At 55.9% G+C, this 25852-nt stretch carries 26 protein-coding genes; 15 read left to right on the forward strand and 11 right to left on the reverse strand.

Annotated features, from left to right (window positions below; translation table 11 throughout):
• Nucleotides 1-36 precede the first annotated feature (36 nt).
• The 7 genes from HZB23_11860 (at nucleotide 37) to HZB23_11890 (ending at nucleotide 7667) form a co-directional block, all read left to right on the forward strand.
• Complete coding sequence (locus tag HZB23_11860) at nucleotides 37-1023, forward strand: radical SAM protein (GenBank protein MBI5845350.1); 987 nt, start codon at nucleotides 37-39, stop codon at nucleotides 1021-1023.
• 9 nt (nucleotides 1024-1032) lie between these two features.
• Nucleotides 1033-2361, forward strand: coding sequence for a glycerate kinase (locus HZB23_11865; protein MBI5845351.1), 1329 nt, complete (start codon nucleotides 1033-1035; stop codon nucleotides 2359-2361).
• A gap of 286 nt (nucleotides 2362-2647) precedes the next feature.
• Nucleotides 2648-3850, forward strand: coding sequence for a 4Fe-4S binding protein (locus HZB23_11870; protein ID MBI5845352.1), 1203 nt, complete (start codon nucleotides 2648-2650; stop codon nucleotides 3848-3850).
• A 74-nt stretch (nucleotides 3851-3924) separates the two neighbouring features.
• Nucleotides 3925-4599 carry an outer membrane lipoprotein carrier protein LolA gene (locus HZB23_11875; GenBank protein MBI5845353.1) on the forward strand — a complete coding sequence of 225 codons (675 nt, stop codon included), beginning with the start codon at nucleotides 3925-3927 and terminating at the stop codon, nucleotides 4597-4599.
• Nucleotides 4600-4718: 119 nt separating this feature from the next.
• Nucleotides 4719-5324 (forward strand): hypothetical protein, encoded by a 606-nt coding sequence (locus tag HZB23_11880; GenBank protein MBI5845354.1) that lies wholly within the window; start codon nucleotides 4719-4721, stop codon nucleotides 5322-5324.
• A gap of 96 nt (nucleotides 5325-5420) precedes the next feature.
• Nucleotides 5421-6077: an OmpW family protein gene (locus HZB23_11885; GenBank protein MBI5845355.1), complete on the forward strand. Its 657-nt coding sequence runs from the start codon at nucleotides 5421-5423 to the stop codon at nucleotides 6075-6077.
• A gap of 222 nt (nucleotides 6078-6299) precedes the next feature.
• On the forward strand, nucleotides 6300-7667 hold the full coding sequence (locus tag HZB23_11890; protein ID MBI5845356.1) for a hypothetical protein: 1368 nt from the start codon (nucleotides 6300-6302) through the stop codon (nucleotides 7665-7667).
• On the opposite strand, the gene lnt is transcribed toward HZB23_11890, so the two are convergent.
• Together lnt and HZB23_11900 are read right to left on the reverse strand one after the other, a co-directional pair.
• Nucleotides 7585-9120, reverse strand: a complete 1536-nt coding sequence (lnt, locus tag HZB23_11895; protein MBI5845357.1) for an apolipoprotein N-acyltransferase — start codon at nucleotides 9118-9120, stop codon at nucleotides 7585-7587. The genes HZB23_11890 and lnt overlap by 83 nt on opposite strands.
• Nucleotides 9121-9174: 54 nt before the next feature.
• Entirely contained in the window at nucleotides 9175-9702 is a 528-nt protein-coding gene (locus HZB23_11900; GenBank protein ID MBI5845358.1) for a DUF3592 domain-containing protein, read from the reverse strand.
• Nucleotides 9703-10240: 538 nt separating this feature from the next.
• On the opposite strand from HZB23_11900, the gene HZB23_11905 reads away from it, so the two are divergent.
• Nucleotides 10241-10513, forward strand: coding sequence for an HU family DNA-binding protein (locus tag HZB23_11905; GenBank protein MBI5845359.1), 273 nt, complete (start codon nucleotides 10241-10243; stop codon nucleotides 10511-10513).
• Nucleotides 10514-10698: 185 nt separating this feature from the next.
• The gene (locus HZB23_11910) at nucleotides 10699-11727 is read left to right on the forward strand and encodes a hypothetical protein (protein MBI5845360.1); all 1029 of its coding nucleotides are present in this window, start codon (nucleotides 10699-10701) and stop codon (nucleotides 11725-11727) included.
• A 93-nt stretch (nucleotides 11728-11820) separates the two neighbouring features.
• Here the strand turns inward: HZB23_11910 and plsY are convergent, their stop codons facing one another.
• Nucleotides 11821-12423 (reverse strand): glycerol-3-phosphate 1-O-acyltransferase PlsY, encoded by a 603-nt coding sequence (gene plsY / locus HZB23_11915; GenBank protein ID MBI5845361.1) that lies wholly within the window; start codon nucleotides 12421-12423, stop codon nucleotides 11821-11823.
• Between the two features lie 377 nt (nucleotides 12424-12800).
• Here plsY and HZB23_11920 point away from each other — a divergent pair, with 377 nt between their 5' ends.
• The 5 genes from HZB23_11920 (at nucleotide 12801) to HZB23_11940 (ending at nucleotide 18036) form a co-directional block, all read left to right on the forward strand.
• The gene (locus tag HZB23_11920; protein MBI5845362.1) at nucleotides 12801-14654 is read left to right on the forward strand and encodes an ATP-dependent metallopeptidase FtsH/Yme1/Tma family protein; all 1854 of its coding nucleotides are present in this window, start codon (nucleotides 12801-12803) and stop codon (nucleotides 14652-14654) included.
• A complete protein-coding gene (gene folP / locus HZB23_11925) occupies nucleotides 14654-15514 on the forward strand; it encodes a dihydropteroate synthase (protein MBI5845363.1) in 861 nt (286 codons plus the stop codon). The genes HZB23_11920 and folP overlap by 1 nt, the downstream gene beginning before the upstream one ends.
• 159 nt (nucleotides 15515-15673) lie before the next feature.
• The gene (locus tag HZB23_11930) at nucleotides 15674-16447 is read left to right on the forward strand and encodes a type III pantothenate kinase (GenBank protein MBI5845364.1); all 774 of its coding nucleotides are present in this window, start codon (nucleotides 15674-15676) and stop codon (nucleotides 16445-16447) included.
• A gap of 1 nt (nucleotide 16448) precedes the next feature.
• A complete protein-coding gene (locus tag HZB23_11935; GenBank protein MBI5845365.1) occupies nucleotides 16449-17105 on the forward strand; it encodes a hypothetical protein in 657 nt (218 codons plus the stop codon).
• A 64-nt stretch (nucleotides 17106-17169) separates the two neighbouring features.
• A complete protein-coding gene (locus HZB23_11940; protein MBI5845366.1) occupies nucleotides 17170-18036 on the forward strand; it encodes a nitroreductase family protein in 867 nt (288 codons plus the stop codon).
• 23 nt (nucleotides 18037-18059) lie between these two features.
• Here the strand turns inward: HZB23_11940 and HZB23_11945 are convergent, their stop codons facing one another.
• The 8 genes from HZB23_11945 to HZB23_11980 form a co-directional block, all read right to left on the reverse strand.
• The gene (locus tag HZB23_11945; GenBank protein ID MBI5845367.1) at nucleotides 18060-18449 is read right to left on the reverse strand and encodes a hypothetical protein; all 390 of its coding nucleotides are present in this window, start codon (nucleotides 18447-18449) and stop codon (nucleotides 18060-18062) included.
• A 180-nt stretch (nucleotides 18450-18629) separates the two neighbouring features.
• The gene (locus HZB23_11950; protein MBI5845368.1) at nucleotides 18630-19208 is read right to left on the reverse strand and encodes a flavodoxin family protein; all 579 of its coding nucleotides are present in this window, start codon (nucleotides 19206-19208) and stop codon (nucleotides 18630-18632) included.
• Nucleotides 19209-19220: 12 nt separating this feature from the next.
• Nucleotides 19221-19853: a dual specificity protein phosphatase family protein gene (locus HZB23_11955; protein ID MBI5845369.1), complete on the reverse strand. Its 633-nt coding sequence runs from the start codon at nucleotides 19851-19853 to the stop codon at nucleotides 19221-19223.
• Between the two features lie 45 nt (nucleotides 19854-19898).
• Nucleotides 19899-20645: a cytosolic protein gene (locus HZB23_11960; GenBank protein ID MBI5845370.1), complete on the reverse strand. Its 747-nt coding sequence runs from the start codon at nucleotides 20643-20645 to the stop codon at nucleotides 19899-19901.
• Between the two features lie 23 nt (nucleotides 20646-20668).
• Entirely contained in the window at nucleotides 20669-22072 is a 1404-nt protein-coding gene (gene pyk / locus HZB23_11965; GenBank protein MBI5845371.1) for a pyruvate kinase, read from the reverse strand.
• 4 nt (nucleotides 22073-22076) lie between these two features.
• Nucleotides 22077-22481 carry a hypothetical protein gene (locus HZB23_11970; GenBank protein ID MBI5845372.1) on the reverse strand — a complete coding sequence of 135 codons (405 nt, stop codon included), beginning with the start codon at nucleotides 22479-22481 and terminating at the stop codon, nucleotides 22077-22079.
• On the reverse strand, nucleotides 22478-23302 hold the full coding sequence (locus HZB23_11975; protein MBI5845373.1) for an SDR family oxidoreductase: 825 nt from the start codon (nucleotides 23300-23302) through the stop codon (nucleotides 22478-22480). The genes HZB23_11970 and HZB23_11975 overlap by 4 nt, the downstream gene beginning before the upstream one ends.
• Nucleotides 23303-23315: 13 nt before the next feature.
• On the reverse strand, nucleotides 23316-24323 hold the full coding sequence (locus HZB23_11980; protein ID MBI5845374.1) for an NAD-dependent epimerase/dehydratase family protein: 1008 nt from the start codon (nucleotides 24321-24323) through the stop codon (nucleotides 23316-23318).
• A 185-nt stretch (nucleotides 24324-24508) separates the two neighbouring features.
• Here HZB23_11980 and HZB23_11985 point away from each other — a divergent pair, with 185 nt between their 5' ends.
• The gene (locus HZB23_11985; GenBank protein MBI5845375.1) at nucleotides 24509-25756 is read left to right on the forward strand and encodes an IMP cyclohydrolase; all 1248 of its coding nucleotides are present in this window, start codon (nucleotides 24509-24511) and stop codon (nucleotides 25754-25756) included.
• Nucleotides 25757-25852: the final 96 nt, after the last annotated feature.

Below are 25852 nucleotides of genomic sequence, written 5' to 3' on the forward strand. Positions count from 1 at the left end.
TTATCGTAACCGTTCGGAAAGGCATGGAAAAGATCCATGAAACGGACAGTAGCCTTTGAGAAAAACGCCCGCAACATTTTTTTTCACGTGCTCACCAACTGCAACCTTTCATGCCGCCACTGCTACATAAACCCGGCCCAGCACGGCAAGGGCATGGTGAGCCTTGCCACGGCAAAAAAGTGGATGGCTGAACTTTCGGGGAAAACCGGTGAATCCAACCTCATCCTTCTTGGCGGCGAGCCCACCCTTCATCCCGACCTTCCCGAAATCGCACGGGCCGCGAAAGAGATGGGCTACGCAAGTGTCACCGTGGACACCAACGGTTTTCTGTTCCACGATTTCCTGGATCGCGTGACGCCAAGCGACGCGGAGGTTATCAGCTTTTCCATTGACGGGCCGACCGCCGCCAAAAACGACCTTCTGCGCGGCCCCGGCTCCTTCGAGGCCTGCGTATCCGGCATTCGACGGGCGAAGGAGCGCGGCTTTTCGGTCTCTGTGATCACCACCGTAACGGGCGACACCATAGACGATCTCGCACTCATGCCGCCCCTCCTGGCGGGTCTTGGGGTGAACCGCTTTTTCATCCAGGTGATAGGCTTGCGGGGCAGGGGGACCACGGCTGTCCAGGCCCGGCGGGACCGCTGGAAGGCGGTGGTCCCCAAGGTCGCCCAAAACGCCGCTTCATTGGGTTTGACCGTGATACATCCCAAGGTTTATCTTGATTCTGATGAGCCCTTCGCCTGCGCCGGGCGCGAGGCTGAAAACTACTTCGTGTTCCCCAACGGAAGGGTCTATCGCTGCCCCCTGTGCGAGGATTTCCCCCTTCACGCCTACAGCATCAGAAGCGGGCGGCTTAGAAAGCGCCCCGGCATCACCGAGGACAGGTTTTTTTCCCTCGATATCCCCGAAGGCTGCGTGATCAACCGCCTGATTCAGCCCGGCAACACGGCCTGCGACGAAAAGGGTGGGCCGCTTTTCAAGGTGGCGTGTTGTATGCTGAAAGAAGAAACAACTCCCGACTGAGGACAAAAGGTGCAAGGACCGCTTGTAAACGACGCCCGCCACATCTTCCGGGCCGCCCTGGCCGCAGCAGACGCGGGCGAGGCCGTCAGAAGGACGCTTGCGCTTTCGGAGGGCGACCGGCTGAAGGTGGGCGAAAGCATCCTCTCCCTTTCCGGCTACGACCGGATTTACGCGGTGGGGGCGGGAAAGGCTGTGGTTCCAATGGCGGCGGCCCTGGAGGACATCCTGGGGGAGAGGCTCACAGCCGGGGCGGTGGTCACCAAGTACGGCCACGCCGGGCCGCTTTCCAGAATCGAGGTGATGGAGGCCGACCACCCCATACCCGACACCCAGGGGCTTTCCGGGGTGCGGAAAATTCTGAAGCTCATTACCCCGGCAAACGAGCGCGACCTGGTTTTCTGCCTCTTTTCCGGCGGGGCCTCGGCCCTTATGCCCCATCCAGCCGAAGGGCTCACCCTTCACGAAAAGCAGACCGCTACCACGCTCCTTTTAAAAAGCGGGGCGCGCATACATGAGGTCAACACCGTCCGCAAGCACCTTTCGATGGTGAAGGGCGGCAGGCTTTTAAAGGCCGCGCATCCGGCGAAAACGGTCACCATCATGATCTCGGACGTGATAGGCGACGACCCCTCGGTTATAGCCTCAGGCCCCACTTCTCCAGATTCGAGCACCTTCGGAGAGGCCATCGAGATTCTTTCCCGCTACGGCCTTTCAAGCCGGGTCCCCAGGGCCGTCTCCAACTGGCTGGAGCGAGGGGCGCGCGGCGAGATTCCCGAAACCCCCAAGCCTGGCGATCCGATTTTCGATTCGGCCATCAACATCGTGGCGGCAAGCCTCGGCCTTAGCCTCAACGCGGCTGAAAAAATGGCCCGCTCCAAGGGCTACAACACCTTAGTCCTCACCTCCCGCCTTTGCGGAGAAGCACGGGAGGCCGCCAGGGCACTCTCCGCCGTGGCCCTGGAAGCGGCTCTGAACGGCAGGCCCGTGAAACGGCCCGCCTGCATCATTTCGGGCGGCGAGACCACCGTTACGGTGGCGGGCGGCGGCCTGGGCGGGCGCAACCAGGAACTGGCCCTGTCGGCGGCCCTGGAGCTTGACGGAGACCCGGAAATCCTCCTCCTTTCCATAGGAACCGACGGAAGCGACGGCCCCACCAGGGCTGCGGGCGCTCTTGCGGACAACACCACCGTAAAGCGTGCCAGGGCCGCCGGGCTTTCGCCCGAAGCCTTTTTGAAGGCCAACGACTCCCACCGTTTTTTCGAGGCCCTGGGCGACACCGTCACCACCGGCCCCACCAGAACCAACGTAATGGACATGCAGGTTTTTCTGATTCCCTGATTGTAGAGGGTAAAATTCCACATCCAGTGAGTCGGCAGTAAATCGCCAAAATTTTTTTGACAAACGTAAAAAAATGCTGTTACATGTCCTTATCCGGGAGACATGCGAATCCGCCCCCTATCCTCCCTTTGACAACCCGCATAGCGCAGGCTGCTCACAAGCGATGAAATGCAAGGAAGGTGAACAGCGCGGGAAGGAATAGTACTTTTCGTACATGACGCCCCGCGCTGTGAAACCTGACGAAGCAGTTCGCGCTTGTGGACAGCCTGTAACGAAAGGTAAATCCATGACCCGCAAACAAGCCCCCACCGCAAACCGCATCATTCTGAACAGCGACCTCACCGGCTTCGACTCCGCCTCCCGCATCACGGAGGATCACCGCAAGATCATGCGCAACTACGCCTCGCCCCTGCTTTCCGGGCCCGCGCCTACGGACCTTTTGCTTGAAATGATAGCTCACATGTTCACCGAGGAGGAGGCCGCCATAGCCGCCCACCTTCCTCCGCTTCGCCCCCGCACGGCCCAGAAGGTGGCCGAAAAAACAGGCAGGAGCGTTAACGAGGTCAAGGGCATCCTGGACCATCTTTCCTTCCGCAAGGCCATAATCCTGGCATCGGGCACGCCGTCCAAGTACGCCATCATGCCCATAGTTCCCGGCACCTTTGAAATGGCGCTCATGACCAAGGACCTTTCCACCAGAAACGAGTGGCACAAAAAATTCGCACAGTACTTCGAAAAGCTCTGGGAAACCGGCTATATCGCCGATTACAAGCGCTACAGCAAGGCCCTGGTGCGGTACGTGCCGGTGCAGTCGCTTACCGGCTCGCTCCAGTCCGCCTGGCCCTCGGATTACCTGGACGAAATTCTCTCCCGCTACGACGATTTCGCGGTCACCCACTGCCAGTGCCGCCTTGCCATGGAGCTTTCGGACAAGGGATGCGGAAAGCCCCTGGAGGCCTGCGCCAGCTTCGGCCCCCTGGTGAAGCCCCTTCTGGAGCGCGGCCTGGCCCGGAGGGTGGGCAAGGCCGAGATGCTGGCCATCAAGAAGAACGCCGAGGAAAACGGCTGCGTCACCTGGCTCATGAACGCCGCCGGCGACCCCAAGGGCGACTGCTCCTGCTCCTGCTGCGGATGCTGCTGCCACGCCCTTCGCTCGGTCACCCAGTACAACGTGCCGGGCATGATCGCCACCCCGCATTTCATGCCGGAAAAAGCCGAGGAAAAGTGCAAGCGCTGCGGCCTTTGCGTCAAGGCCTGCCCCATGAACGCCTGGACCGCGAACCCGGACAAGACCGTCTCCTTTGACCGGAAAAGGTGCATCGGCTGCGGCCTGTGCGTGGTGTCCTGCAAGCCGGGGGCCTTAAGCCTTTCCCCCATCGGGAAGGTGAAGCCGCCGGAGGAGAACTACCTATCCCTCTTGTTGAAGCTCTTTCCGGGCTTTGCGGCCAACTCGGTTTCAGTGTTTGCAAAGCGCATCCTTAAGTTGTAAATGAGAAGGGTCGGCAGAGGGCTGTCGGCGCTATACTGGTTACATTTGCCGTCAGTCAGTCAAAAGGGATGAAGATGAGAAAATTTCTTCCGGTGATGGTTGCGGTTCTTTTGTCCGTTTGCGCGTCCCTTTCCCTGGCCGGACCCAAAAAGCTCACCGTCGATCAGGTGCTTTCGGGCATCGAGGGCCGGTACAAAACAAGCGGCATGTGCGCGAAATTCTACCAGGAAGCCACCCTTGCGGGAATGGGGATATCCGACAACGCCACCGGCTCGGTTTGTTTCAAGGCCCCGGACAAGATGGCCTGGAAGTACGAAAAGCCCGAGGAGCAGGAGGTGGTCACCGACGGCAAAATTCTGTGGATTTACCGCAAGGTGGACAACCAGGTGATGGTGGGCGAGGCCGGGGCCTTTTTCGGCTCCGGCGAGGGTGCGAGCTTTTTTTCGGACGTGACCCGGCTGAAAAAAATGTTCACAGTAAGTTTCGCCAAGGGCATGATTCCCGAAAAATGGTCCAAAAGCGGCTGGTACGCCTTAAGGCTCATCCCCAAGAAAAAGCGCCCGGAATTCGTGGAGCTAAACCTTGCGGTTGACGCCAGGACCTTTGAAATCCAGGAATCCGTCTCCAAGAATCAGGCTGGCGACAGCACTCGGATTCTTTTCTACGATCTTGCCTTCAACCAGAAGCTGCCGGACTCCAAATTCGTCTTCATCGCCCCTAAGGGAGCGGACGTGATGAAGATGGAATAGGGAAGACGGTGAAAAAATCGTGGCTACGGCGTCCGTGATTACACCTCCCGGCCATTCGTAGGTTGGGTGGTTCTGCCCGTAGGGCAGGTTCACCCAACAACTTTTTAATGTGGTGACATATGGAGTTTATAAGAAAATTTTTTAAGTTATCAAAAAAGATGATTGAGCCTGTAATAGCTGACGTTAGCTCCAATGAATCGCCTATGATATTGCTGGATATTAAAATATGTAATATATCTAAACTCGCTGACGGATTAAGTCCTGTTGATTTAATCAACTGCATTAAATTTTTTCAGCAAATTTGTTATAAAATTGTATATGAATTTGGTGGCCAAATTAATAAATGCGAAACTGATCATGTTCAATCTTTTTGGTTATTAGCTCAAGATAGTTATTGTACTAATTTTATCGAATATGGTAGTGCAGCGTTTAAAATAATTCATGAATTAAAAAATATTAATTTGAAATATGTGCATAAAAAAATTTACAGCATACCTGTGAATTGTATTTTAACTATGGGATCGTGTGGATATTTTATAAAAAATAACGAGATTGTTAATGTTATTGGGCTTCCAGTTATTAGGTTAAATAGATATATGAAATTAATAGGTAAGATAGAAAATTCTATTGTAGTAGATGACTCAATTAAAAATATATTTAAAGATTATACATACAGCAGAATTGAGGCATCAGAAGAGAAATTATATAAATTACATCAGATTTAACAGCCGTTACATAGCTATTTTAATTGGCCGCAACAGCACCAGGGCAGGCGCGGCCTATATGCCAATGGCGACATTGATAAAGTCAGGAGGATTTCCATGAAAAAATCGCGTTTGGCTGTTCTTTGTTTTTTGGTTTTTCTTATTGGCGCGCCCCAGGCGTTTTCCGGCGAAGCGGGTAAAAATATCGGCTTGGGGCTGCACGCCGGGCTCACCGTTCCTTCAAGTCCCACCATCGGGGTTGAGAGCACCTTCATCGAAACCGATACGGGCGGCACGTCGCCTTCTTTCGGCTGCAGTTTGGACTGGTTTTTCGCCCCTGATTTCAGCGTTTCCCTGGGTGTCGATTACTGTAAATTTTCCATCGACGGGAAAAGCGGCGGCGGCAAGGCGGCAATGGGGGACGCCACAACGATTCCGGTTTCGCTTTCGCTGCGCTATCAGCCCACTTTAAACAAGGTGTTCATGCCCTACATCGGTATTGGAGGCAACTACCTGATTTGCGATTTCAGCGAATCGCAGCTAATTAGGGACGCCATTGCCTCGGTTGGCGTCAACGACACCCTTGATCTGGAAAACTCATTTGGTGTCGTGGTTTCAGGCGGCCTGGATTTGATGGTAAGCGACAGGAATTCGGTGGGCATAGGCCTTAGTTATTCATGGAACAACACCAAGATGGAGATCGGTGGAGAAAAGAGCGACTCGTTCGACCTGAACGCTTTCCAGGCCTCAGTCGGATGGAAGCATTACTTCTGAGCCTGAATTTTATTGACGGGTTTCACCGCCGGGTCTTCCGGCCCGGAACAGGTTGCACTGAAAAAATTATTGGGACCACCCGGCCTTCTTAAAAAATTGCAGGTTGGATGGATCCGTACGAAGTGCGGGTTCATCCAACAGCTTCCCGTGAATTCAAGATGTTGAGTGAAACATCGCCTTTCGGCTCGCCCCCCCAACATACGATACAAAAAAGTAGGGAAAATGCCCACCGATATTCTCAATATAGAAGACATCAAACCAGGCGATATTTATGAAGATATATTTTATCATCCTTGCTTGTGTCTTTCGGTGACAGGTGATGAGGTAATGGGGATTTCGCTAGTCGATGGCTCATGCCCACGTTTTAGCGCAGTTGGATTGGATTATTTAAGAAAGTTGCGAATAGAGGAAGCATGGATATGGCGTATGAAAGGCCCACAGCCATTATCTGAAGATGAGTTAGAACGTATACAATCAATAGCAAATAAGTGGTGGAGTGAACGCTCGTATAATAAAATTGAACCAAGATTAAACAAGGAATTGTATATAAAAAATGCTAAACCTGAAAAAATTGGAATAAAAAAAGAATTTTTTAAGTTGCTATCTGACGATTTAATAAGAAAAGAAACTATATCAGGATTTGAAAAACTTTTGGTAAAGGCAAGAGCAGCTAACTATTCTATTGCGCTAATATTAGAGGCTATTCTATTAGCTAATGAGTACGATATCGTTGAATCATTTAAAAAATTAGCATTTTTTATTAATAAAAAATCATTTATGACTCCATTTGCATTATTAGCTAGAGGTCGTATTTATTGCGATAAATTATGTAATTATGAAAATGCATTAATTGATTTTAATACTATTAATACTATGGAAGATTACATGGGCGATTTAAAAGAGTGGATACTTATTTTAGGCTTATATTTAAAAGGCAATGCATTATATTATTTAGGTAAAATGAAAGAGGCCATAGTAATTTTTGATGAAGTGATTGAAAATTTCGGAGAAGGTAAGGAACTATTTTTGGACCTAATGATAGGAAATGCAATGTTCCGAAAAGCAACTATACTTGATAAAGGCGGAAAAAAATATGAAGCCATAAATCTTTATAATGACTTAATTGTTAAATTCGGTAACAGGGATGAGATATCTCTGGTAGAGCTTACTGCTTGGAGTTTTATTTACAAAGGAATATCTCTTGATACTATTGAGTGTAAGAAAGAGGCTATAGATACTTTTAGTGAATTGATTATCCGCTTCAGTGATCATGAAGAAGTATGTATTTTAGAACTTGTAGGTATAGCATTTATTCAAAAATGTATAATACTATATGAGATGAGGATGCTCGATGACTCTGATAAAGTTGCAAACGAAGTTATAAAAAGGTTCGGTAGAAGAAAAAAATCAACACTTAAACAATTTGTAAATAAAGCTCTTGCATTAAAGCTATCAGCCAGTGTGTGTAATGATGATTCTAAAGGCTCTTGCTATTCCAAGCATATAATCAATCTTTTTCAGTTGAAATCCATTTCGATACGCCCACGATTAGAAGGCACAAACCCACTATCCAGTTACCGAGCAGGGTGAAGAGGGTGCGGCCCGACAGAAAAGCCGCCCTGCCGGTAATGGTTTCCTGGCGGAACAGGCCGCTTTTCGCCTCTATCTTTCCGGTTGGCGAGATTATTGCGCAAAACCCGCTGTTTCCGGCCCGCAGCAGAAAGCGGCGGTTCTCTATGGCCCGCATCCTGTTGGCGTCAAGGTGCAGGTGGGGCATGGCCGAATCCCCGAACCAGGTGTCGTTGGAAAGGTTCACCAGTATTTTCGCGCCCTGCCGCACGGCCCTGGCCACGTGGGCCGGGTAAAGGGCCTCCAGGCAGATGGACGCCCCCATGAGGCCGAAGTCGGTATCGGTGGCGGCCCTGCCTTTTCCCTTTATGAACTTGTGCGGGGCCTCGTAGTAATCCCCCAGAATGTCGCCAGCTGGCGCGGTTTCGGCGTAGGGCAGGAGAATTTTCTTGTCGTAGGCGGTCACCCTGCCGGTCCCCGATATAAAATATGCGCAGTTGATGGCCCCAAGGGGCAGCATCCTAAGCCCACCTGTCACCAGCAGAGTGTTCGGCCCTGCCTGGCCCACCAGTTCGGAAAAAAGCCCGTCGGTGATCTCTTGCGGGCTGTTCAGAACCGTTTCCGGCCACACGATCATGCGAAACGGCGCGGAATCCGGCCTTTTTTCGTTCAGGACCCCGCTTAAGGAAAGGTAGGCCTTCACCCTTCCGTAAAAGCCCATGCCGCTCCAGCGCTCCTTTGCCGTGTGGTTGCCCTGTACCAGGGTCACGGCGAACCCGTCCCGCCTGATGGCATCCTTGTACGCCGGAGTCCACCTTGCAAGCTGAACCAATCCGTAGAAAACCGGCGCGAATATGAAGAAGAGCAATAAGAGGGCCGTGCGCCTGGTCCCGGGGGGCGAGTCCCCCTGTCCGGTGGCGGTTCCGGGCACCCCAAGGGCTCCGAAGGCAATCACGCCGTTCGCCCCGGCAAGAAGAAAGCCCGCGCCGAATACCCCCGCGATATCCGCAACCTGTGCGTAGGGGAGAAAGCCCAACGAGGCGTAGCCAAGATGCCCCCAGGGAACGAATCCGAAAATCCACTCCTTGGAAAACTCCGTAATAACCCACAGCGAGGGCGCTGTTACGGCGAAAAAAAACAGGGCCTTGCGTTTTAAAAGGTGAAAGAGAATCCCGAAAGCGCCATAGAGCAGGAAATGTGGAAGGATGAGGCAGAACGCCAGGAACAGGGCCGCCGTAAGGGGCGATTTCTCGTACTGGTCAACCAGGGACCCATAGAGCCAGTATCCCATGAAGGCGGAAAAGAGAGCGCCGAACAGAGCCCCCTTTAAAAAGGCCGAAAGCCGGGTTTTTGCCGCGAAAAGGGCGCAGAAAAGCGGCGAGAGACAGAAAAAGGCCAGGGGCCAGGCCCCGACCGGCGAAAAGGCCAGGGGATAGAGGCAGGCTGAAATTATGGCAAGGCCCCAAAAAAGCATGTCACAGCCACCCGTGAGAGGTTGGAAAAAAAATGGAATCAGGATGAGGGGCCGTCACCATGCATCGGTGTTCAGCCTTTTTGCCGCCAATACCCCCACCAGCCAGGGAATGAGCCAGTAATCGATGGCTCCGGAAACCAGAAAAGCGAACCCGATTATGAAAAAAAGCCACGAACCGGTGGTCGCTCCGGGTTCAAGAACTGACTGCCCCGGCTGGTCCGGGTCGTAATGGACCTTGATTTCCGCTCCAGGCGGATATTTTTTCAGCGTCTCCAAGGGCTTTTGCGGGTTGTTTTTCCAGTCCCGGTCAAAGCCCAGCCGGTCGCCCGTGAGGGCCGCGCCGTCCACCGAATATCCGTAGACGACCGAGGCGCAGTAGCCCATCCTGCCCTTGCTGTGGCGCTTGGTCAACATTTTCGACTCTTTCACCACGCCCTTCGCAATGGGCCAGGAAAGGCTTCTTTTCGCCTCTTTCACGTGGCTTGCGCCCATCCACGCAAGGACGATTCCGCCCGCGAGAAACATGACCGCCACCGCCCGCACGATCTTTACCACCCTGGCCAGCTGTTCCGTTTCCGCCATTTAAATTTCCTTTCAGGCAAGCGCTGCTTGCACCTGGGAAAATATCAATGCGCCATGCCTTCGGTAAGGCGCATTATACCTCTTTTTTGGGAGCTTGCAGGAAAACTTCCGCGAATGCCGCATTTTATTCTGTCACGGTCAGCCGCTGCAAGGCGGAAACCGGATGATATTGATTCCTCCCAGGTTTGAGAGTCCCGGCGGAGCGCAAAATTTATGGGCCCCTTTTCGCCATGACCGGTTTTCACCTGTCAAAGTGAGGTCTTTCCGCTAACAATTACGAAGAAATGCGGGTGTTCGCCTAATTTTTTTGCAAAACCATATTGACAAAGCATCCTATGATGGTATAGGAAAGGGAAGCCCCGAAAGATAACTGTTCAAGAGAGTTCCGTTCGCCGGATGCCGATCAAGCCTGTCGATGCCCGAATATTCCCTTGGGAATCCCTGCAGGCGGCGGAATTTTTGAGAACTCATCAGCCGAGGCGATCCTGTCTGTTTTTTTTCTCAACAATCCATCACTCATTTCCAGTAAGGGGGGGACATGACCAAGCCTGAGCTCATCGACAAAATGGCCAAAGAAGCGAGCATAACCAAGGTGCAGGCAAACGCGGCGCTGGCTTCCTTCATCGACAGCGTAAAGGTGACCCTGAAGAAAAAGGACGGCAAGCTCACCCTGGTGGGCTTCGGCACTTTCACCAAGGTACGCCGCAAGGCCCGCACGGGCCGCAATCCCCAGACCGGCGCGCCCATAAAGATAAAGGCTTCCAATGCCGTCAAGTTCAAGCCGGGCAAAGGCCTGAAGGAAGCCGTGTAAGGGGCGTCCCGGGTTTTTGGGGGATTCGGAGGGGGGGCTCGTCCGGAATCCGCCGGTTTCTGAACGCGAAAGACTTGCCAAGCAGACGGCACCGGGGATGAAGTACCAAAGGTACTCTCTCCTGCGGTGCCGTTTGCATTTACTGGCCGGTTTTGGGCAGGCCCCGATATTTCAGGAGAAGCGGAATGAGCAAACGGAAGGGAAAATGGGTTATCGCCTGCCTTTGTATAGTCACGGTCATCGGTTGCGCAGGGTATCCCGTTAAGGAGCGGAAGGCGCGGGACATGCTCAACCGGGCGATTCTTCTGTATCAGCAGGGGGAATCGGAAAGCGCGGACGGCATGCTTTCCGACATCAGGGATAATTACGCCGACACCGCAGCCGCCACCGAAGCCATAAGAATGCTGCTGGGCCAGGAGCCAGGCGATTACGCGAAGACTCCCTGCGCCCCCGCCGAATGCATGGATGCGATTTTGGATGCGGCGGTGGACCGGGCCGAAAAGATAGGGACCTCCGAGGCCAAGAAGGACGTGATAACCCTTGCTGTGCTTCTGGGAAAATACGTGGGCGACGGCGAGATGCCTTCGTTTCCTCCGAGCCTGGACGATTACGACGAGGATTACACGGAAGGGGAATCCGGCGATGAACGGGTCTCCGACCCAGCCCTTGAAACTGTGAAAAACGCCTACATGGCGGCGATGGCCTTTTTTCTGGACAAGCCCAAGGGCGTGGCCACCCTGACGGAACTGGAAGACTACGGATTCGAGGTTCCGGCAGGAGTCACCTTCAAAATTTCGGACGGGCGCGAAAAAAGCCTCGCAATTACGGCCTGGTCGGAAAAGGGACTCACGGTCTACTCCATCGATGCGGAAGGCGAAATAACCGAAACCCTCCTGCCCGGGGCGGAAAGGCCGGTAAAGGGCGGCGAGGGCCCTCGCCCCGGCCCGGTCGAGGCTGTCAGGGCAGACAAAACTGCCGAATCCGACATAAAAAACGCCTATGTGGCGGCCCAGATTTTTTTCGTGGACAACCCGAAGGGCCAGGTTACCCTGGAGCGCCTCAGGGAGGCCGGATTCAGGGCGTCCGAGGGCGTGACGGCGGTTGTGGAAAAAGGCGGGGAGGACAGCCTTTCCATAAAAACCTGGCACGAAAAGGGTGCCACCGTCTTTCACATCGACGCGGCAGGGGGCATAACGCGGGAACCCAGAAAATAACGCGGAAACCGGATGCTTTTCAGGCGGCCCGCCCTTTGGGGGAAGGCCGCTTTTTTCTTTCCGTCAGCCCTTGGTCTCAAATTCAGACACGAGTCAGATGATCCCGCCGAAAACCCTGGGCTCGGTGCCTTCCTTTATGCGGGCAACGTTGGCCGAGTGGCGGCGGAAAATCATGATGGTCATGGCCGTGGCCACGATGCCCACCGGGACCATGCCCGTGAATGCGAAGGCCACCACGGGCAACACCAGGGCCGCGCACAGGGAGCCCACAGACACCCGGCCCGTCACGAAAAGCCCCGCGATAAAGACCAGGAGAACCCAGAGAAAGCCTAAGGGCGTCCAGGCGGCAAGGCACCCGCCCGCCGTGGCGACTCCCTTTCCGCCGCCTTTGAAATCGGTCCAGACCGGGTATATGTGGCCCAGAAAGGCCGCAAGGCCGGTGAGCGCCACTATCAGGTCGCCCGCTCCCATGTGCCTGGCCACGAAGATCAGGACCCAGCCCTTTGCCATGTCCGCGCCGAGGGTTATGAGGCCCATGGCAGGGCCAGCGTTGCGCATGACGTTGGTTGCGCCTATGTTGCCGCTTCCCAGAGCCCTTATGTCCATGTCGTGCCTGAAACGGAAAAACGCCGCGCCAAAGGGGACAGACCCCAAAAGATAAGCCAGGACCGGCAACGCGTACTTTATCATGATCATCAAAAGCTCCTTTCACGACTGTCTTTTGCAGGGACGGCGACGAAATGGGATATGATCGGGCAATATCTTAAACGGGCCTGAAAAACAGTCAAACAAAAAAAGCGGAATAAAAAACAAAAATTTTACTTTCGCCCGGACGCGGGCGTATTCACCCGCTTTCCGGCCTTTTGGCTGAGAAATCGACCGGGGCGGAAAACCCCAGGCAATTATTCCTTGCCCAAGTGTGGTAAGTGCGGTTAAGATAACCCCGTGGAATACAAAATTTTCATTCCACGCGGCGGGATTTTCACAAGCGCCTTTTGGTTTTGACTCATCACCGGACCATTGGGGCAAGCGCCCTTTTTGTGACCGGGCCGGGTGAACCGGCAGGAAGGACTATGGCTTTGAACGTGCGTCACGTGGTTTTGTGGCTTGTTATCCTGGTGGCCATGATAGGGCTGTTCCAGGTTTTTGACCGCAAGACATCGGCGGAAAAGGAACTCGTCTACTCGGATTTCCTGTCCATGGCCGAAAAGGGCCAGATAGCGTCCGTAACCATCAGAAATCAGAACGTATCCGTCAAGTCAACCGATGGCCGCAGTTTTCATACCTTTGCCCCACGGGATGAAAACATGGTGAGCACCCTGAAGGCTTCAGGGGTGCGCATCGAGGCAAGGCCCGAAAACGAGAGCCACTGGAAGCTCATCCTGTACAACTGGCTGCCCCTCCTGGTCCTCATAGGCGTGTGGATATTCTTCATGCGCCAGATGCAGTCGGGCGGAGGCAAGGCCCTGTCCTTCGGCAAGAGCCGGGCAAGGCTCATGACCGAGCAGAGCGGCAAGGTGACCTTCGCCGACGTCGCTGGCGTTGACGAGGCCAAGGAGGAACTCTCGGAAATCGTCGAATTTCTGCGCGATCCCCGCCGGTTCACCCGCCTTGGAGGCCGCATCCCCAAGGGCGTTCTGCTCATGGGCGCTCCCGGATCGGGCAAGACCCTCATGGCCCGCGCCATCGCCGGTGAGGCCGAGGTCCATTTCTTCGCCATTTCGGGCTCGGATTTCGTGGAAATGTTCGTGGGCGTCGGCGCGTCCCGCGTGCGCGACCTGTTCATCCAGGGGAAGAAACACGCCCCCTGCATCATCTTCATAGACGAGATCGACGCGGTGGGAAGGCATCGCGGGGCCGGCCTGGGCGGCGGCCACGACGAGCGCGAGCAGACCTTGAACCAGCTTCTTGTGGAGATGGACGGTTTCGAGTCCAACGAGGGCGTGATTCTCATCGCCGCCACCAATCGGCCCGACGTCCTCGACCCGGCGCTTCTCCGCCCCGGTCGCTTCGATCGCCAGGTGGTGGTGCCGCTTCCTGACATCAACGGGCGCGAGAAGATACTTGCGGTCCACATGAAAAAAACCCCGGTGGACGCGGACGTCGACACCCACCTGCTCGCAAGGGGCACGCCGGGCTTTTCCGGCGCGGACCTGGAAAACCTCGTCAACGAGGCCGCGCTTCTTGCGGCCAAGGGGGGCAAGGACAAGCTCACCATGGCCGATTTCGAGGAGGCCAAGGACAAGGTCTCCATGGGCCTTGCCAGAAAGAGCAAGGTCTTTTCCGAGGAAGACCGCCGGGCCATAGCCACCCACGAGGGCGGACACGCACTTGTGGCGCGCTTTTTGGCAGACGCCCACCCGGTCAACAAGGTCACCATCATCCCCCGTGGCCGCGCCCTGGGGGTCACCCTCATGATGCCGGACGAGCGCGACCTTACCTACAGGGAGCACCTGTCTGCGGAACTGGCCGTTTTCATGGGAGGACGGGCCGCCGAGGAAATCGTCTTCGGAAAGATGAGCACCGGCGCTTCCAGCGACATCAAGCACGCCACCGAAATTGCCCAGCGCATGGTGCGCGACTGGGGAATGAGCAAGGCTTTGGGGCCGCTCTCCTACTCCCACGGCGAGGGGGACCAGATATTCCTTGGCCGGGAGATAAGCCGCCCCCGCGACTACTCGGAAACCACAGCCCAGGCGATAGACGAGGAAGTCCACGGCATAATCATGGAAGCCTACGGAACGGCCAGGGCGATTTTGACGGAAAACCGCGATATCCTGGACAGGCTTACGGACCTTCTCATCGAAAAGGAGACCATAATGGGCTCCGAGATGGATACCGTGATCCTTTCCCTGCGCCCGGAGCTTCCGCACAAGAACAGGCATCATCCAAATCCAAAGGTTGACGAGCCGCCCCGGAACGCCTGATGAAAAAGCACACCCTGGCCGTAAGCGGCTGGTCTCTGGAACTGGGCGAAAAGGCCCGGATCATGGGAATCGTGAACGTGACGCCGGATTCCTTTTCGGACGGCGGCCATTTTTTCGATCACCGAAAGGCCATGGAGCACGGCCTCGAACTCGCGGAAGCGGGCGCGGACATCCTGGACGTGGGCGGCGAAAGCACCCGGCCCTTTTCCGATCCGGTAACGGTGGAGGAGGAAATGCGCCGGGTGATCCCTGTGATCGAGGCCCTTCGTAAAAAAACCGGCCTTCCCATAAGCGTCGACACAAGGCGCAGCGCCACGGCCCGCGCCGCCCTTTCCGCAGGGGCCACCATAATCAACGACGTCTCCGCGCTTTCGGACGACCCTGCAATGGCGGCCCTTGTGGCGGAGCGCGGGGCGGCGGTGATCCTCATGCACATGCTGGGCTCCCCCAAGACCATGCAGCAGGACCCGCAATACTCAGACGTGGTGAAAGAGGTGAGGGACTACCTTGAAGCCCGCGTCAAGTTCGCCGTTTCAGCCGGAATCCCCAAGGAGCGCATCGTAATTGATCCCGGAATAGGCTTCGGGAAAACAATAGAGCACAATCTTGCCCTTATTCGGAACATCCCCGCCTTCGACTCCCTCGGAGTCCCGGTTCTGATCGGGCATTCCAGGAAGGCCTTCATCCGCAGGCTTCTTGCCGCAGACCTTGGCCGGGAGGCCGACAGGGGCGAGATCGAAACCGGCACCCAGGCCGTAACCGCCATGTGCGCGGCCTCTGGCGCTCACATCATAAGGGTGCATGACGTTAAGGCGGCCAGGGCCGCTATTATTCTTGCAAGGGCCATAAGGCCTGCCTAAAAACGCGAATCGCTGTGTCGAGTATCAAAGCCAATTCCGCCACATACTTTTAGTACGCTTGCTTATTGGCGTTTCACTCTCCTTGCGCTTCATCATTTTTATTCAGGCTTAAAACCCTGCCAATTGTTCAGTTTTATAACAAATAGTGGGAGGCGCTCCATGCTCCTTGCCATTGACATTGGCAACACCAACACCGTTGTGGGGATTTTCGACGGAGACCGGCTGGCCTGCGAGTTCCGCATAAGAACCGTGCGGGACATGACCGAAGACGAGATGTATGGGGCCACCCACAGGCTTTTGGCCGCCAAGGGTGTGAGCGAAAAGGACGTGAGCGACGTAATAGTGGCGAGCGTGGTTCCCAAGATGAGAAGGGCGGTTGACGCCTATTGCGACAAATACCTTGGAATTGCGCCCGTTTGGATCAGCGCGGACCAGGGCCTTGGAATGCCCGTGTTGCTCAAAAATCCTGCGGACGCCGGGGCCGACCGCATAGTGAACGCCATCGCAGCCTACGACAAGTACGGGAGCGCGCTGATCGTGGTGGATTTCGGCACCGCCACCACCTTTGACTGCATCTCGAAAAACGGCGAATACCTGGGCGGGGCCATAAGCCCCGGCATAGGAACCGCCGCAGACGCGCTTTTTTCCAAGGCCGCGCGCCTTCCAAGGGTGGAGATCGCGGAACCCCCCACCCACGCCATAGGCCGCGATACGGTAAGCTCCATGCAGTCGGGGATCATTCTCGGCTACGCAGGGCTCGTTGAAGGTCTCGTTTCCCGCATAAAAACCGAAATGGAAGGCCCGGTCACGGTAATCGCCACGGGAGGGCTTGCGCCTTTAATGGCCCACGTCTGCCCTTCCATCCAGGCGGTGAACAACGATCTCACCCTCTACGGCCTGCTGCTCATTCATAAGCGTTTGATTAAACAATGACATGGGCGACGCACCGGATGGAAATGACAGGAATAAGTATTATTCGAAATTAGCAGAATTATATGGTAAGAATAGATTTATTTTATTTGTGTGCCGCATTGTAGTTGCAATTAGAGAGTTCTATTTGATAATTAAACCTATAGTCAGAGAATATTATAGTTTATTTGAATTATTGCCAAAATCTTTTAAGGAATTTATAGTTTTATTTATTATTTTTATTATAACCATGTCTACTGTAACTCTATATGATAATTTAGGCAGGCATGATGAAGATATATTGAAAATAAACTTATCTGAAATAAAATCAATACACGTTTTGCCTGTTGCTTATTCTTCGCTGGTTAGCAGACCTTATCATTTAAATGGAAATGAAATACTTGAAATTCAATCAGCTCTAAAGACTGCTGAAACGATCAGGCCAAATCACCCAAACACACAGTGGGGTTGCAATCTTCGCATAATAACTGCCAAGGAGACGATATCTCTTGAAATAACTAAAGCTTATGGAGATCGAAATGGTTTGCTGATTTGGGTTTCGAACCCAAGAATGATGTCTGATTTTAAGGTGTGGCGCTGTGACAGACTCGGCGATATTTTGGAAAATATTGCAGCCGACAATGCAATAAAAGCATTGCCGCCAGAAAACACAACGTCTTGATTTTTTTGTTCAATAGGCCTTCTTCGACTTGTCTCTTAGCGAATCTCCCAAGGATAAATCCGTCATGAAATTCACCCGGCCAATTTTTGAGTTGATACCGGAGCGCACGAGTTGGAGAAGCTACGCCAAGACCCCGGTGGAGGTGGAAACGCTCAGGAAAATAGAAGGGTTTCTGGGCGGCCTTCCAAAAGGCCCCTTCGGCTCGGACCTGCGCTTCCTGCTTTCGGTGACGGGCGGGGAGGACGCCGAAACCCTCAAAAAGCTCGGCACCTACGGCATGATCCGCAACAACTTCGGATTCGTGGTGGGGGCGGTGAGGGACACCGGCAAGGGGCTTGAGGACTACGGCCACGCAATGGAGGCCGTGGTGCTTTATCTCACAGATCTCGGCCTTGGAACCTGCTGGCTTGGCGGCACCTTCAACAAGAGCGGGTTCGCGGCGCGGATAGGCGCGAAGGAGGGCGAAACTGTGCCCGCCGTGCTGGCCTTCGGCCTTCGCACGGCCCGTCGAGGGGCCATTGACGCCGTGGTGCGCCTGGGCGCGGGCTCGCGTAAGCGCCTGCCCTTCGAGAGCCTCTTTTTCAGCCCGGATTTTTCGCGGCCCCTGTCCGAAAACCGCCCTGAGCCCTGGATAAAGTCGCTGGAAATGGTTCGCCTTGGGCCTTCGGCCAGCAACAAGCAGCCTTGGCGCATGGTGGCATCCCCCGATGGCCGGGAGTTTCATCTTTTCCTGGAAAGGACCCCCGGCTACGGCGAGAAGAACCTCAAATTCTTCGGCATGGCGGACATGCAGCGACTGGACATGGGAATCGCCATGCGCCACTTCGAGCTTGCACAGGCTGAACAGGACATTCACGGCGAGTGGGTCATCTGTCCGCCCGGCTTCGATTTCGGAAAACGGGAATACGTGGTAACCTGGAAGGCTTTGTAATCACAATTAAAAACCGAATCAGGCTATCCCTGGTATCCGGCGCTGTCCCACCCTTCCTTTAAAAGGGATTTCAAAACATCCTTGTAAAGCCTTTTCCAGGGAACCGTTTTTTCAGGGCCGGGATGTTTTGCCAGCCACGCCCCTTCGGCCCTTTCAAGAGCAAGGTGGGCCAGTCCGCACCTGTATAGGGCGGTGAGCTTGTCCGGCGTCTCGCCCCTGCGTTTCAGGCTTTGAAGCCATGAATTCATGTTGGTCGAAGGGGTGTGAAAAGTAAGGTTCGGGTCCCTTCCTCCGAAGTTCTCTATCCTGCCGTACATGATGTCGCCAAGAATTTGGTAGTCCAGCTCGAAATCCAGCCAGTCCCCTTTCACCAGGAAATCAATAAAGGAATCGTGGACGGCTTTTGTCGGCATTTCTGCATGTTCCGGGACTTGCTGTTTCATGGCCCGCAATGGGAAACAGTATTATATCGAAGGCTCGCCCAGGCGGCCTGAGAGCGATGAAATGCAAAGAAGGTGAGCGGCGCGGGAAGGAATAGTACTTTTCGTACATGACGACCCGCGCCGCGAAACCTGACACAGCAGTTCGCGCTCTCAGACCGCCTGGGTCTTTTTCAGGAGCCATGCCATGTTCCGGCCTAAGACCCTCATGGTCTCCATGCCCTCCACGTCCTTTTCCACGGCTCCCGGCTCCATGCCGAAACCCATGGGCCAGTAGCTTGACCCCACCACGAACATGCTGCTTATGAGAAAAAAGTAGTTGATGGAACTCATAACGTGGTTGGCCCCGGCCCTGCGCACCGCCACCACCGCCGCGCCCGCTTTTTTGTCCAGGAAGTTGCCGTTCACCCTGGCCACCATTCCGGCGCGTTCGATGAGTCCCTTCATGGAAGCCGAAACGTCCGAAAAATAGGTGGGCGAGCCAAGAAGGATGCCGTCTGCCTCCCGCATGGCCTCGATTATCCCGTTCACACCGTCCTTTTCAACGGCGCAGCGCCCGTCCTTGTTTTCCAGGCACTTGTAGCAGGCAAGGCAGCCTTGGATGGGCCGCCCGGCAAGGCTTATGATCCTGGTCTCCGCGCCTTCCTTTTCCATCTCGCCAAGAACCGTGGTAAGAAGGACGCGGGTGTTGCCGTTTTTTCTCGAACTTCCGTTTATGGCTATGACTTTCATGGCATGGCTCCTCTAGTACTCCGTTGCGGGGCTGGCCTGGGCCGGAGCGGTTGCCGCCCGCAGTTCAATAACGTCCAGGTTTCTTACAAAGCTTATAAGGTTGGTCCAGATAACGTGATATCCGTAGCCTCCCCCGGTCATTTCTTTTATGGCTTCTTCTTTTGACCATCCCTCCACCACCACGCGACAGGCTGCGATCATGGCTCCGGTTCTGTCCGCCCCGTACCGGCAGTGAATCAGAACCGGGCATCGTGTTTTATCTGTTATTATTTTGATCAGTCGAACAACCTGTGGGCTTGTAGGCCTGATATCGGGAACAGGTATCTCCACCAGGGACAGCCCCGTGCCTTTAACCAGTTTTCTGTCTAAACTGTTTGCGCTCAGGTTTATCACGGTTCGGATGCCCATTTTGGCGAGGTTATGGAAGCCTTCGCCGGTGGGTTGGGCACTCCGGTAAAGATTGTCGGTCACCTTATGGAGATTGGGAACCCCTTTTACGGAAACGGCTTTCGCCCATCCGTCCGGCCTTGGGCTCACGGGCCTTGAGACCATGCAGCCGGAGGCGAAAAAAAGAATGAGCGAGACGGCCAGGGCCGCCGCCACGTTGCGGCACGCTGACCTTGATGTGCGAAAAATCGGGGTCATGGGCTGGTTCTTCCGTCCACTGGCTTATATAAAGCGCATTGAGGGTCAGGGATTCAGGGAAAAGCGCCACGCGCAGAACCAGTTATCCGGGTGCGGGTCGGGCGGGCAGCCTACGCATTCGGTTATTATGCGCGGATCGATGAATGCGGCGAACGACGGGTACTCGGCCATGCCGCCCGATTTGCATGGATAGTCGTCAAGGCCCTTTCTCTTGCGGGCGGACTGCACCCGGCAGTCGTTCATGCGGAAAATGAAGCTCGTCGGGCCGTCGTCTTCCATCGACTGCTGGTTGATAAAGGCATACATGCGGAATTTGAAGGCGGCTTTGAGCCCTTCCAGGCCGCAGTTTTCCGGAAGATTCAAAAACCTTCTTATGGATTCCGCCTCAAAGGGCGAAAAGCGTGTCCAGCATGTGTCGTTGGCGCGTTTGGCGTCGAACATGCCGGATGAAAACTCCACGGCCTGAAACCACACCCCGTCGTTTGCCAGCCAGTTGACGCCGATGGCCTTAATAAGCTCGGCCAGCCCCTCGTCGGAAAGCTCCAGAAGCGCCTTTGGAACCCCGTTTTGTAACTCGAATTCCAGAACCTTGGAAAGCCTCTCCATCTGTATTCCAAGGCTCCGGTCCCTGGCCGTGAAGAGGTTTGAGAGCGCCCTTTCAAGCCCAAGCTGGTGGATGTTTTCCGAAAACCACAGCCCGTGGTGGACCGCTATGCGATGAAACATGTCCATGACAAACCTTGCCCGCTGATCGGCGGAAAGGTCTTCGAGCGCTTCGGGAAGACCGGCCATCGATATTTCTTTCTGAAAGCGTTTCAAATGCAGCAGACTTTTATCAGGTTCGTGGTGCCCTCGCCGCCGTAGGGGTGCCCTGCGGTGATTACCACCAAATCGCCCGGTTTCACGAGCCCGCTTGCAAGGGCGTACTTGGCCGAGGATTCGATCAGATCCTCCATGTCCTCGGGCGGCGGAATGCGGAAGGGCTTGCAGCCCCAGTGAAGGGCCAGGCTCTTTAGGGTCTCGTCCCTGGGCGAAAGCGCGATGATGGGGCAGCGGGGCCGGAACCGCGCTATCTGCTTGGCCGTGAGGCCCGACACGGTGGAGGCCACCACGGCAGCCGCACCCAGGAAGTCCGCAAGCTCGCAGGTGGCGTGGGCCACGGAGTCGGCGATGGTCTGTTGGGGCGCAAGGGACATGAATTTTTCAACACTCATCAGCTTTTCGGCGGTCTTTGCTATGCGGGCCATGTAGCGCACAGCCTCCACCGGGTAGCTGCCCATGGCGGTTTCCTCGGAGAGCATCACTGCGTCCGTGCCGTCCAATACTGCGTTGTAAACGTCCGTCGCCTCGGCCCTTGTGGGGCGCGGCGAATCCACCATGCTGCGAAGCATCTGGGTGGCGGTGATGACGGGCTTGCCGCGCTCGTTGGCCTTTTTTATCAGCATCTTCTGGACCCCCGGCACGTCCTCCAGGGGGATTTCAACCCCAAGGTCGCCGCGCGCCACCATCACGCCGTCGGCAACTTCCAGGATGGAATCGATGTTCTGGACCGCCTCGTGTTTCTCTATCTTGGCGATCACCGGAAGCTGTTTATCCCCCATGGCCTCCTTCACTTCCAGAATGTCTGTGGCGGAACGCACGAAGGAAAGCCCCACGAAATCGACGCCGTACTTCAATCCTATGGCAAGGTCCACGCGGTCCTTGGGGGTGAGGGAGCTTGCCTTGATGGAGCGTGTGGGGAGGTTGATGCCCTTGTGGCTTGTGAGAAGGCCGCCCGTCACCACCTTGCACACCACCTCGGTTCCGGTGGTCTTTAAGACCTCCAGCTCAAGGAGGCCGTCGGCCAGAAGGATGGGGTCGCCCGGAAAGACATCGTTGGCCAGCTCCTTGTAGGTTACCCCCACCTGGTTGGGCTGGTAGGGGTCCTCCTTTTCGCAGGCCGAAAGCACGAGGGTCGAGCCGACCGTCAGCATGAGCCCCGGTTCTGGAACCTGCCCCACCCTTATTTTGGGTCCGGCCAAATCCTGCAAAATGGCCACCGGAACCCCCCATTCCGCAGCAGCAGCCCGGATGGCCGCAATTTTGCCCGCGTGCTCCTCCTCGGTTCCGTGGGCGAAATTGAGCCGGGCCACGTCCATGCCGCTTTGGATCAGCTCGTGGAGAATGTCCGGCGTAACGCTTGCCGGGCCTATGGTGCAGACTATCTTTGTGTATGGCATGGGCTCACCTTTTTATATTGGAGGGTGTGCGGAAAAGCAAAAACAGGATGATTCCGAAAATAACGCACCAGAGGTTGATGAAGCCGTTGGTGACAAGCTCCACCGGGCTTGTTGCGTAGACGCCGTTTGTTACGTTGAATGAAAAATCCAGGCTTCCCAGAAAGACCAGCGCGCCGGACGCGGCGAGCGCCAGGGGGCGGCCACCGGCCATGCCCTTTAAAACGGCCACGCCGCCCGCGATGAGGGCCGCGCAGAGAAAGAAATCCGGCAGCACGAAGCTGTGTTCAAAGGCGAAATAGCAGGGCGGGGCAGGGTGGGGGGCCATGCCCACGGTGAAAAAGAGAACCCAGAAGGCCGCTATGCCGCAGCCCGTGGCTATCATGAGTATTGAGGCGACTTTTTCCCTCATGGCTTTTTCCCCCTCACCCCGCACACGGCCCGGTCCATCACCGAAAAAACCAGGCCCGGAGCAAGCCGTTTGATGAGGGCCGCGCTCTTGGCGTCAGCGCCCGGAAGAATGAGAAAGCGCCCCTTTCGGATGCCGCAAAGAAGCGCCTCCGCCACCTTTTCCGCCGAGACCACTTTGGCCTTGGCGCTTATGGCGCAGGTCTCCGGCGGCTTGGTGCGGTTTTCGAGGGCAAGGCCCGGAGTGTCGGTGTCGGGCGGGCAGAGAACCGAGACCCCTATTCCGTGGGGGGCGAGCTCGCAGCGAAGGGCCTCGGAAAAACCCACCACCGCGAACTTGGAGGCCGCGTAATCGGTGTAGCCGTAAACTCCGATAAGGCCAGCCACCGAGCTTACGTTGACCACGTGGCCGCTTCCCCTCTTCATCATGGCCGGAACCACTGCGGCTGTGGCGCTCCACACGCCGAAAAGGTTGACCCTCATGGTATCGGAAAACTGATCGAAGGATACCTCGGTAAAGGGCCGTGGAATGGCCCGCCCGGCGCAGTTCACCAGGAGGTCCGGCGTTCCGGCATCGCTCATGGCGCGGGCCATGACATTAAGGACGGCCCGGTTGTCGCCCACGTCAAGGCAAAAGCCCGCGCCCGACCCGCCCGATGGTACGCCAGCCGCGTTGATTTCGCTTACGGCCTTGTCGAGGCGCTCGCGGTTCCGGGCGAAAATGACGACTTTCGCTCCAAGGCCCGCGAAAAGGCGGGCCGCCGCTAGGCCGATTCCGGCGGAGCCGCCGGTTATGAAAACGAGTTTTCCGCCGAAATCCTTCATGGCTGAGCCTTCGTCATTTGCTTTTGGTGATGACGTCCGGGTTCGTTTTGAGCCATTCCATGGTTTTTGCGAAACCTGCCGTAAAGCTTACGGCAGGCGTCCATCCAAGAACCTTTTGGGCCTTGGCGATGGAAAAAAGGAGCCTGGAACCTAAGTTCTTCACCGTGTAGGTGGTGAGAAGGGGCCGGGTCTTTATTGCGAAGAGCCTCCAGAAAAACTCCATGCCGACAGCCGCCGCGTAAGCCGCGCCGTACGGAATCTGGGTTTTGGGCTGGTCCGCCCCTATGGCCTCCGCTATGGCCGCGCAGAATTTCTGAAGCGTCGTGGATTCGCCGTCGTGCACAAGAAAGCCCTGGCCCACGGCCCTTGGGTCCACGGACAGAATCATCATGAGGTCTGTGAGGTTATCTATGTAGGTGGGCCAGACGATGACGTCCTTGCGCCAGAAGATCATGTCGCGCTTTTTTATGGCGTCGGCCAGAAGGGGCACGAAGGTGCGGTCGCCTATGCCATACACCCAGCATGGGTAGACCATGGTGACCGCGAGTCCCCTGGTCTTGTGATACTCCCACATGATCTTTTCGGCCTCGATCTTGTGGTCCGGGTAGGGCTCGCCCCAGGGAATGAGGGGCGTGGACTCGTCCAAGACGCGGCTCTCGTCCCTGCCGAAAACGTCGTTGGTGGAGACGTGAACCAGCCTTGAAACGTGGTTTTCGGAGGCAGCCTCGCACACGTTCCGGGCCCCCTCCACGGTGACCGCCCGAAAAAGGCTTACCGGAGCCCAGTCCGTCACCACGGCGGCGCAGTGAAAAACGATTTCCACGTCCTTCATGGCGGCGCGCACGGATTCGATCCGGGAAACATCGCCGAACACCACGTCCACCCCCTGCCGCTCAAGGGCGGCGGCTCCCGGGTCGCCCGGAAGCACAAGGGCTCTCACCCGGTTTCCCTTTTTCAGGTTCGCCGGAACGAGGCTTCCGCCTATGAATCCCGTGGCTCCCGTAATCAGTACACTGGCCACCGCTTTTCCTCCCGTTCAGGGATGGGGGTCTGAAAAAGGTTTATCGAATATCTATCAGATCGGGCAAACCATCGCAAGATGCATCATCGAAAGGGAGGGGCGTCATGCTCCGGGCCGAAGTCATGATCCTTGACGAAAACCCCCTTTTTGATATTGAAAGAAGGTCAAATCAAAAGGAGGATCAAATGAGCGACCTTAAAAAAATGTACCGCACCATAGCCGGTGACCACTTTCCTGCCCGCATGGAAATTTCCTTCATCGATGATCTCAGCCGCCAGACCCTCTGCTTTGAAAAGGCGGGCTGGGACATAGAAGGCGAGATAAAGGGCCTCCGCTACGGCGAAAATCCAGGCCAGGAGGCGGCCCTCTACAGGCTCGTCAACGGCAATTTGGCCCTTGGGGAGGCCCGATCCATCGCCCCGGGACGTTATCTGGCCTCGGACGTGGAGTTGCTTCAATCCGGCAAGCATCCGGGAAAAACCAACCTCACCGACGCGGACAACGCCCTGAATATCCTTCGTTATTTTTCCGACGCGCCCACCGCTGTGATAGTGAAGCACAACAACCCCTGCGGAGTGGCCAGGGCCGATACCCTTGTGGAAGCCTTCAATCGCGCCAACATGGCCGACCGGGTGGCGGCCTTCGGCGGCTGCATCGCCCTGAATCGCCCTGTGGACAAAGTGACCGCCGAAACCGTGGCGGCCCAGTACGCCGAGGTCGTGGTTGCGCCGGATTACGAAGAGGGCGTCATGGACGTCTTCGCCCGAAAGAAGAACCTTAGGGTGATAGCTGTTCCCAACATGGCCCGCCTTCACGAATTCGTGGGCCAGAGGGTGGTTGATTTCAAGAGCCTGATGGACGGGGGGGTGGTGGTCCAATGGTCCTTCGTTCCTGAAACCCTCAAGAAGGAGGACCTCCTTCCCGCCATCGCCGTTTACGGGGGCAGGACCTACTCCGTGAAGCGCGCGCCCACCGAGGCCGAGTATAACGACATGCTCTTCGGCTGGCTGGTGGAAAGCGGCGTGACATCGAATTCCGTGATCTACGTGAAGGACAACTGCACGGTGGGAATCGGAACCGGCGAGCAGGACCGGGTGGGCGTGGCGGAGATCGCACGGGACAAGGCCTACAGAAAGCTCGCCGACCGCTACGCCTGGGAGACCTGGGCCACGGCCTACAACGACCTTGCCGACCCCGAAAAACGCGCCGAAATCGACGCGAAGGTGGCGGCGGAAAAGGGCGGGCTTCCGGGCTCGACAATGGTGAGCGACGCCTTTTTCCCCTTCCCGGACGGCGTGAACGTGGGCCTTTCCGAGGGCGTATCGGCAGTGATCCAGCCTGGCGGCTCCATGAACGACCACCTTGTGATCGATGCGGTGAACGAGGCCAATGCTTCAATGATGTACACGGGACAGCGCTCCTTCAAACACTGACGGAGGCTTCGCAAAATCGCCGGATGCTGCGTCAGGCTTCTCGGGCGGCGTGCTCACGTGCAAAAAGCACGCTCCGCCGCCGCCAGCTCGCCTTCC

This window comes from Deltaproteobacteria bacterium (assembly GCA_016235345.1).
Classification (GTDB): domain Bacteria; phylum Desulfobacterota; class Desulfobacteria; order Desulfobacterales; family Desulfatibacillaceae; genus JACRLG01.

Coding starts and splice junctions, on each gene's coding strand:
- HZB23_11860 (MBI5845350.1), top strand. CDS start 37: ATGAAACGGACAGTAGCCTTTGAGAAAAACGCCCGCAACATTTTTTTT.
- HZB23_11870 (MBI5845352.1), top strand. CDS start 2,648: ATGACCCGCAAACAAGCCCCCACCGCAAACCGCATCATTCTGAACAGC.
- HZB23_11875 (MBI5845353.1), top strand. CDS start 3,925: ATGAGAAAATTTCTTCCGGTGATGGTTGCGGTTCTTTTGTCCGTTTGC.
- HZB23_11880 (MBI5845354.1), top strand. CDS start 4,719: ATGGAGTTTATAAGAAAATTTTTTAAGTTATCAAAAAAGATGATTGAG.
- HZB23_11885 (MBI5845355.1), top strand. CDS start 5,421: ATGAAAAAATCGCGTTTGGCTGTTCTTTGTTTTTTGGTTTTTCTTATT.
- HZB23_11890 (MBI5845356.1), top strand. CDS start 6,300: ATGCCCACCGATATTCTCAATATAGAAGACATCAAACCAGGCGATATT.
- lnt (MBI5845357.1), bottom strand. CDS start 9,120: ATGCTTTTTTGGGGCCTTGCCATAATTTCAGCCTGCCTCTATCCCCTG.
- HZB23_11900 (MBI5845358.1), bottom strand. CDS start 9,702: ATGGCGGAAACGGAACAGCTGGCCAGGGTGGTAAAGATCGTGCGGGCG.
- HZB23_11905 (MBI5845359.1), top strand. CDS start 10,241: ATGACCAAGCCTGAGCTCATCGACAAAATGGCCAAAGAAGCGAGCATA.
- HZB23_11910 (MBI5845360.1), top strand. CDS start 10,699: ATGAGCAAACGGAAGGGAAAATGGGTTATCGCCTGCCTTTGTATAGTC.
- plsY (MBI5845361.1), bottom strand. CDS start 12,423: ATGATCATGATAAAGTACGCGTTGCCGGTCCTGGCTTATCTTTTGGGG.
- HZB23_11920 (MBI5845362.1), top strand. CDS start 12,801: ATGGCTTTGAACGTGCGTCACGTGGTTTTGTGGCTTGTTATCCTGGTG.
- folP (MBI5845363.1), top strand. CDS start 14,654: ATGAAAAAGCACACCCTGGCCGTAAGCGGCTGGTCTCTGGAACTGGGC.
- HZB23_11930 (MBI5845364.1), top strand. CDS start 15,674: ATGCTCCTTGCCATTGACATTGGCAACACCAACACCGTTGTGGGGATT.
- HZB23_11935 (MBI5845365.1), top strand. CDS start 16,449: ATGGGCGACGCACCGGATGGAAATGACAGGAATAAGTATTATTCGAAA.
- HZB23_11940 (MBI5845366.1), top strand. CDS start 17,170: ATGAAATTCACCCGGCCAATTTTTGAGTTGATACCGGAGCGCACGAGT.
- HZB23_11945 (MBI5845367.1), bottom strand. CDS start 18,449: ATGCCGACAAAAGCCGTCCACGATTCCTTTATTGATTTCCTGGTGAAA.
- HZB23_11950 (MBI5845368.1), bottom strand. CDS start 19,208: ATGAAAGTCATAGCCATAAACGGAAGTTCGAGAAAAAACGGCAACACC.
- HZB23_11955 (MBI5845369.1), bottom strand. CDS start 19,853: ATGACCCCGATTTTTCGCACATCAAGGTCAGCGTGCCGCAACGTGGCG.
- HZB23_11960 (MBI5845370.1), bottom strand. CDS start 20,645: ATGGCCGGTCTTCCCGAAGCGCTCGAAGACCTTTCCGCCGATCAGCGG.
- pyk (MBI5845371.1), bottom strand. CDS start 22,072: ATGCCATACACAAAGATAGTCTGCACCATAGGCCCGGCAAGCGTTACG.
- HZB23_11970 (MBI5845372.1), bottom strand. CDS start 22,481: ATGAGGGAAAAAGTCGCCTCAATACTCATGATAGCCACGGGCTGCGGC.
- HZB23_11975 (MBI5845373.1), bottom strand. CDS start 23,302: ATGAAGGATTTCGGCGGAAAACTCGTTTTCATAACCGGCGGCTCCGCC.
- HZB23_11985 (MBI5845375.1), top strand. CDS start 24,509: ATGAGCGACCTTAAAAAAATGTACCGCACCATAGCCGGTGACCACTTT.